This is a genomic window from Streptomyces sp. MB09-02B (assembly GCF_033794485.1).
Lineage (GTDB): Bacteria > Actinomycetota > Actinomycetes > Streptomycetales > Streptomycetaceae > Streptomyces.
On the sequence record NZ_JARGEE010000454.1, the window covers coordinates 1 to 6644 of the forward strand.

A 6644-nucleotide genomic window follows, 5' to 3' on the forward strand; every position below is an offset into this window, starting at 1 on the left:
GCCCACCCCCCCACGGCGGTACTCTGACCAGGCCGCACCGCACGAACCCGCCCCCGAAGGGACCGAGACATGCCGCTCGAAGCCGGCCTCCTGGAGATCCTCGCCTGCCCGGCGTGCCACGCCCCCCTCACGGAGGAGGACACCGAGCTGACCTGCACGAGCCAGGACTGCGGCCTTGCCTACCCGATCCGGGACGGCATCCCCGTACTCCTCGTCGACGAGGCCCGCCGCCCCGCGTGATCCCCGTGATCCGCGCGATCACGCTCCCGCGCAAGGCGTAACCCCGCACGAGCCGGGAAACCCGGCGAAAAGGTGCATCAGGGCACCCGGCGATCGGAGGCTGCCGCCCATGCTCGACGAATCGCTGCTAGACACCCCCGACGCCTTGTCGGAGGCGGACCGCCGCGACCTGCTCCGCGGCGCCGCCGAGGCAGGCGCCCGGGTCCGCACGGCCATCCGTCTCGGCACCGAGGCCGGCATCCCCGACCTGAAACCGGACGGCCGCCCCCGCGCCCTCCTGATCGCGGGCCCCGGCATGGCCTCCGCGGGCGTCGCCGACCTGCTCGGCGCCCTCGCGGGATCCAGTTGCCCCCTCACCCGCCTCCACCCCACCGGCGTGGCCCCCGCGCCGGGCGCCCTCCGCTGGGAGCTCCCGGGCTGGGCGGGCTCGGTCGATCTCCTCCTGATCGCCACCGCCGACGGCGCCGAACCCGGCCTGTCGCTCCTGGTCGACCAGGCCTACCGGCGCGGCTGCACCATCGTCGCCGTGGCCCCGCCCCGGACCCCGGTCGCCGAGGCCGTGGAAGGCGCCCACGGGCTCTTCGTACCGATGGCGGCCGCCCCGTACGAGCAGGAGGTGCCCCTTGGCGCAGCCGCCCCCGGCGTGCTCTGGGCGCTGCTCACCCCGATGCTCGCGCTGCTGGACCGCACCGGCCTGGTCGCCGCCGCACCAGACGCCCTGCAGAAGGTCGCCGACCGCCTCGACCACGTCGCCGAGCGGTGCGGCCCGGCCATCGCCACATACAGCAATCCGGCCAAGACGCTCGCCGCCGAGCTGGCCGACTCCCTCCCGATGATCTGGACCGAGGGCCAGACCGCAGGGCCCGTGGGCCGCCGTTTCGCCGCCGCGCTCGCCGAACTCGCCGGGCGCCCGGCCGTCGTCGCTCAGCTGCCGGAGGCGCTCGCCTCGCACACGGTGCTGCTGTCCGGTCCGCTCGCCGCGAGCGCCGACCCCGACGACTTCTTCCGTGACCGCGTCGAGGACGCACCCGTCCTGCACGCGCGCGTGGTGCTCGTCCGCGACCGGCCGACCGGCGGCCTGAGCGCCGTCCCGGCCGCCCGCGAGCTCGCCCTCGGCCATGACACCGCGATCAGCGAGCTGGAACCCGAGGAGGGCAGCGACCTGGAGACCCTCGCGGAGATGATCGCCACGACCGATTTCGCCGCCGTTTACCTGTCGCTCGCCTCCGGAGCCTGATCCTTACCGGAGCCCGACCCTGACCGGGGCCCCGGCCGGCTCCCCACGTACGGAGAAACACACACCATGGACCGCCTCGACAACACCGTCCGCCCCTACGCCTGGGGCTCGACCACCGCCATCCCGCAGCTCCTCGGGGTGGCCCCCACCGGCGAGCCGCAGGCGGAGATGTGGATGGGAGCCCACCCCGGCGCTCCCTCGCGCACCGGACGCGGCCCCCTCACCGAGGTGATCGACGCGGCACCCGAACGTGAGCTGGGCATCCGGACGGTCGAGAAGTTCGGCCCCCGCCTCCCCTTCCTCCTGAAACTCCTCGCCGCCGGCGCCCCCCTCTCCCTCCAGGTCCACCCCGACCTCGTACAGGCCAGAGAGGGTTACGAGGACGAGGAGCGGCGCGGCATCCCCGTCGACGCGGGCCACCGCAACTACAAGGACGCCAACCACAAGCCGGAACTGATCTGCGCCCTCACGGAGTTCGACGGCCTCTGCGGCTTCCGCGAACCGCTCCGCGCCGCCGAGCTGCTGGCCGCCCTCGACGTCGACTCCCTCAAGCCGTACGTCGACCTCCTGCACGCCCACCCCGAAGAGGCCGCGCTGCGAGAGGTGTTGACCGCCGTCCTGGGCGCCGACCCCGCCGAGATGGCCCACACCGTCACCGAGGCGGCGGCCGCCTGCGCCCGCCTCGGCGGCGACCACGCCCCCTACGCCGACATCGCCCACCACTACCCGGGCGACCCCGGCGTCATCGCCGCCATGCTCCTCAACCACGTACGCCTGCAGCCCGGTGAGGCCCTGTTCCTGGGCGCCGGCATCCCGCACGCCTACCTGAACGGCCTCGGCGTCGAGATCATGGCCAACTCCGACAACGTCCTGCGCTGCGGCCTCACCCCCAAGCACGTCGACGTCCCCGAACTCCTGCGCGTCGTCCGCTTCGAGGCGACCGACCCGGGCGTGCTGCGCCCGGAGGCGTCCCCCGACGGCGAGGAGGTATACGAGACGCCCATCGACGAGTTCCGCCTCTCCCGCTTCGTCCTCCCCGAGGCCGGCGCCCCGCACGACCTCACCCGTGCCACCCCGCAGATCCTGCTCTGCACGGCTGGTTCGGTCCGGGCCGGCGAACACACGCTCGCCCCCGGCGAGTCCGCCTTCGTACCGGCGGACGAGAAGGTCGAGGTGTCCGGACCGGGCACGCTGTTCCGCGCGACCGTGATCGCCTGACGGCCTGCTCCCGACTCGTCGGCCCTCCGCCCCCTCCCGATCCACGACCCGACGCACCGACACCCGGCCGGGCTGCAACAATGCCCCCTGCAAAAGGCGGGCAAAGCCCGGCCGGTGACGGACCGAAGCGTGGGTACCCATCCCCACGCACAGACAGATGCGTAGGCGAAGGGACACCTCGGACACATGAGCGCGTCAGGCGGCACCAAGGCGATCGTGGCGGCACTCGCCGCCAACCTCGCGATCGCGGTAGCGAAGTTCGTGGCGTTCCTCTTCAGCCACTCGTCGTCGATGCTCGCCGAGTCCGTGCACTCGCTCGCCGACTCGGGCAACCAGGCCCTGCTGCTCCTCGGCGGCAAGAAGGCCAAACGCGAGGCGACCGCCGAACACCCCTTCGGCTACGGCCGCGAGCGCTACATCTACGCCTTCCTCGTCTCCATCGTCCTCTTCTCCGTCGGCGGCATGTTCGCCCTCTACGAGGGCTACGAGAAGATCAAGCACCCGCACGAGATCGAGGCCTGGTACTGGCCGGTCGGCGTCCTCGTCTTCGCGATCATCGCCGAGACCTTCTCCTTCCGGACCGCCATCAAGGAGTCCAACGTCCTGCGGGGCAAGAAGTCCTGGACCGAGTTCGTCCGCCACGCCAAGGCCCCCGAGCTGCCGGTCGTCCTCCTGGAGGACCTCGGCGCCCTCGTCGGCCTGATCCTCGCCCTCGGTGGCGTAGGCCTGGCCCTGCTCACCGGCGACGGCGTCTGGGACGGCATCGGCACCCTCTGCATCGGCGTCCTGCTCATCCTGATCGCGATCGTCCTCGCCGCCGAGACCAAGTCCCTCCTCCTCGGCGAGTCCGCCGGCGCCGAGAACGTCGAGAAGATCGCGAACGCCGTCGTCGACGGCGACACCGTCACCCGCGTCATCCACATGCGCACCCTCCACCTCGGCCCCGAGGAACTCCTCGTCGCCGCCAAGATCGCCGTCCAGCACGACGACACGGCCACCGAGGTCGCGAACGCCATCAACGCGGCCGAGGCCCGCATCCGCGAGGCCGTCCCCATCGCCCGCGTCATCTACCTGGAGCCCGACATCTACAGCGAGGCCGAAGCCGCCAAGGGCGCCGACCCCGAGGCCGCGCCCGGTGGCCCGACAGCGCCCGCCGAGCACTGACCCGACGGCCCACCGAGCACTGACCACCGGTGCTTTCGGGCCACCCCACCAGGCACCGACCACCGGGACCCGTCGCGTCAACGGACGCGACGGGCCCTGTCCGTTCCCGGGCCGCGCTGCCTCCGCCCCACCCCGCCTTCGGCCTCCGCACCGCCCGCCGCACCGCTCCCTTCGGCTTGATCCGTACGCAGGCGGACTGGGGCAGGCCGGGCCCACCGTGTAGCTTGGGACGGAGCCAGACGTCGCTGCTGATGGCGGTCGGGCGGTCCCACCGCGGACCGGCCGAGGGAGAGAGGGCCTCCGACGGACTGCGCTGCGCGCACGCGGGCATGCCTGTGTCCTCTTCGGGGCACCCCTGTGTCCGCCGCCGCGCAGACCAGCCCACCCACCCTCGACCCGACACCGAGGAGCAGTTCGCAATGACGACTGTCGAGAACCGACAGGACTTCAAGGTCGCCGATCTCTCCCTGGCCGCTTTCGGCCGTAAGGAGATCACCCTCGCCGAGCACGAGATGCCCGGCCTGATGGCGATCCGCAAGGAGTACGCCGAGTCGCAGCCGCTGGCCGGCGCGCGCGTCACCGGTTCCCTGCACATGACGGTGCAGACCGCTGTCCTCATCGAGACCTTGGTCGCCCTCGGCGCCCGGGTCCGCTGGGCCTCCTGCAACATCTTCTCCACCCAGGACCACGCCGCCGCCGCGATCGCGGTGGGTCCGAACGGCACGCCCGACAAGCCGCAGGGTGTCCCGGTCTTCGCCTGGAAGGGCGAGACGCTGGAGGAGTACTGGTGGTGCACCGAGCAGGCGCTGACCTGGCCGGACAGCCCCACCGGCGGCCCCAACATGATCCTCGACGACGGCGGTGACGCCACCCTCCTGGTCCACAAGGGCGTCGAGTACGAGAAGGCCGGCGAGGTCCCCGCGGTCGACACCGCCGAGAACGACGAGCACCGCGTCATCCTCGAGCTGCTGAACCGCACCATCACCGACGGCTCGCAGAAGTGGACCCAGCTCGCCTCGGAGATCCGCGGCGTGACCGAGGAGACCACCACCGGCGTCCACCGCCTGTACGAGATGCAGCGCGACGGCGTCCTGCTGTTCCCGGCGATCAACGTGAACGACGCCGTCACGAAGTCGAAGTTCGACAACAAGTACGGCTGCCGCCACTCCCTGATCGACGGCATCAACCGCGCCACCGACGTCCTCATCGGCGGCAAGACGGCCGTCGTCTGCGGCTACGGCGACGTGGGCAAGGGCTGCGCGGAGTCCCTGCGCGGCCAGGGCGCCCGCGTCATCGTCACCGAGATCGACCCGATCTGCGCCCTGCAGGCAGCTATGGACGGCTACCAGGTCACGACCCTCGAAGAGGTCGTCGACAAGGCCGACATCTTCATCACCACGACCGGCAACAAGGACATCATCATGGCCGCGGACATGGCCAAGATGAAGCACCAGGCCATCGTCGGCAACATCGGCCACTTCGACAACGAGATCGACATGGCCGGCCTCGCCAAGATCCCCGGCATCGTCAAGGACGAGGTCAAGCCGCAGGTCCACACGTGGACCTTCCCCGACGGCAAGGTGATCATCGTCCTGTCCGAGGGCCGCCTGCTGAACCTCGGCAACGCCACCGGTCACCCGTCGTTCGTGATGTCCAACTCCTTCGCGGACCAGACCCTGGCCCAGATCGAGCTGTTCACCAAGCAGTCCGAGTACCCGATCGGCGTGTACACGCTGCCCAAGCACCTCGACGAGAAGGTCGCCCGTCTCCACCTCGACTCCCTCGGGGTGAAGCTGACGACCCTGCGTCCGGAGCAGGCCGCATACATCGGCGTAGAGGTCGAGGGCCCGTACAAGGCGGACCACTACCGCTACTGATCCGCCCGGCGGCGGGTGCGTCGCATCTCGACGCACCCGTCCAGGCAGCAGTTCCCCAGGCAGGCCCCCGCACCCCCGTGCCGGGGGCTTGCCCGTTCGGCTCCTCTTCACGCCCGTCGGCCGGACCAGCCCGTCAAGCCTCAGGACCCCCATGCCCCGCGGCCGGTATTCGCTTCACGACCCGCACGATCACACCCTCCTCGCCGAGGAACACTTCCACTGCGCGCCAGGCCCGTCCGGCTGGCGCTATGTCTCCCAACTGACCGCTCCCTCCGGCGACCACGCCGGCTCCGTCGACCTGGCCCTCGACGAACTCGGCCGCCCCATCCGCCTCGAACTCCACGCCGCGAGCTGGCAGGTCCGCGGCGCCGCCCTCGACGGCGTCACCTGGGTGCGCACCGATCCCACCGGCACGGAAGCCACCGAAGGCAATGTCCGCGCCCACGCCTTCACCGGCACCTCCCCGGCGTTCCTGATCGCCACCGCCCGCCTACTGCGCCTCACCCCCTCCGCCCCGGCCACCCGCGTACGCCTCGTCGCCTTCACCGACCCGGTCCTGGCCCCGCGCACCCTCGACCAGTCCTGGGCCTTGATCGAAAGAGAAGCACACGCCACTGACAACGGCCCCCTGATGGTGGACGAATACCAGGTCACAGCCCTGGACACGGGCGAGCGGCACACCGTTCACATCGCGGGCGACGTCGTCCTGGCGGCGCCCGGAATCGAGCTGGAGCACCTGGAGACACCGCCGTCCACGTTCGACTGAGACGCGGTCCGGCCCGCATCGCCGGTGACGACTGCACCGGAGCCGCGCCGGCAGCGCCCGACGGGCGGACCCGGGCCTCAGGCGGGCGGGGCGAACCCGGTGCCCGGCCGCTCGGGCGAGGGAGTGTGCGGGGGCTCGGGGG

Annotated in this window: 6 protein-coding genes; all 6 read left to right on the forward strand. The window is 71.6% G+C overall.

The window, feature by feature from the left end; all coding sequences use genetic code 11:
• Nucleotides 1-69: 69 nt before the first annotated feature.
• The 6 genes from P1P70_RS37615 to P1P70_RS37640 all read left to right on the forward strand — a co-directional run bounded on the left by P1P70_RS37615 (nucleotide 70) and on the right by P1P70_RS37640 (nucleotide 6502).
• Nucleotides 70-240 carry a Trm112 family protein gene (locus P1P70_RS37615; RefSeq protein ID WP_005485663.1) on the forward strand — a complete coding sequence of 57 codons (171 nt, stop codon included), beginning with the start codon at nucleotides 70-72 and terminating at the stop codon, nucleotides 238-240.
• Nucleotides 241-349: 109 nt separating this feature from the next.
• Nucleotides 350-1477 carry an SIS domain-containing protein gene (locus P1P70_RS37620; RefSeq protein ID WP_319245772.1) on the forward strand — a complete coding sequence of 376 codons (1128 nt, stop codon included), beginning with the start codon at nucleotides 350-352 and terminating at the stop codon, nucleotides 1475-1477.
• Nucleotides 1478-1543: 66 nt separating this feature from the next.
• Nucleotides 1544-2695 (forward strand): mannose-6-phosphate isomerase, class I, encoded by a 1152-nt coding sequence (manA, locus tag P1P70_RS37625; RefSeq protein ID WP_319245773.1) that lies wholly within the window; start codon nucleotides 1544-1546, stop codon nucleotides 2693-2695.
• Nucleotides 2696-2881: 186 nt separating this feature from the next.
• On the forward strand, nucleotides 2882-3859 hold the full coding sequence (locus P1P70_RS37630) for a cation diffusion facilitator family transporter (RefSeq protein ID WP_319245775.1): 978 nt from the start codon (nucleotides 2882-2884) through the stop codon (nucleotides 3857-3859).
• 419 nt (nucleotides 3860-4278) lie between these two features.
• Nucleotides 4279-5736 carry an adenosylhomocysteinase gene (gene ahcY / locus P1P70_RS37635; protein WP_319245777.1) on the forward strand — a complete coding sequence of 486 codons (1458 nt, stop codon included), beginning with the start codon at nucleotides 4279-4281 and terminating at the stop codon, nucleotides 5734-5736.
• A gap of 151 nt (nucleotides 5737-5887) precedes the next feature.
• The gene (locus P1P70_RS37640) at nucleotides 5888-6502 is read left to right on the forward strand and encodes a hypothetical protein (protein ID WP_319245779.1); all 615 of its coding nucleotides are present in this window, start codon (nucleotides 5888-5890) and stop codon (nucleotides 6500-6502) included.
• Nucleotides 6503-6644: the final 142 nt, after the last annotated feature.